The sequence below is a fragment of the Streptomyces sp. P17 genome (assembly GCF_032436805.1).
GTDB lineage: Bacteria > Actinomycetota > Actinomycetes > Streptomycetales > Streptomycetaceae > Streptomyces.
Genome location: NZ_JAVRBF010000689.1, coordinates 1 through 279, shown reverse-complemented (window position 1 = coordinate 279; position 279 = coordinate 1). Strand labels below are relative to the sequence as shown.

Annotated in this window: 1 pseudogene; it reads left to right on the top strand. The window is 39.4% G+C overall.

Annotated features, from left to right (window positions below):
* Positions 1-16 precede the first annotated feature (16 nt).
* A pseudogene (locus tag RMT89_RS42600) lies at positions 17-279 on the top strand (hypothetical protein); the annotation flags it as partial.

The following is a 279-nucleotide window of genomic DNA, read 5'->3' as shown; positions in this document are numbered from 1 at the left end:
AGTATACCAAGATTATATGGATGAAGATGATCTATCCTTGATTAGTGATGAGCTACGAGTTAAAGTGGATGGCTATCTGGATGAAGTCCAGGCAGATATGACTGATATTCTGGAAAAATTGTACCGAACAGGTGAAGGCTCTAGTTTTATTATGGATCTAATGTCTTCAAACAGTCTTTCGGATACCTTGGAACAGTATGAGGTTTTGGATAGTGACGATTATTCACCACTTAGCCTTGAAACCTTACAGGCCATGATTCAACAGGACTTGGCCATTTC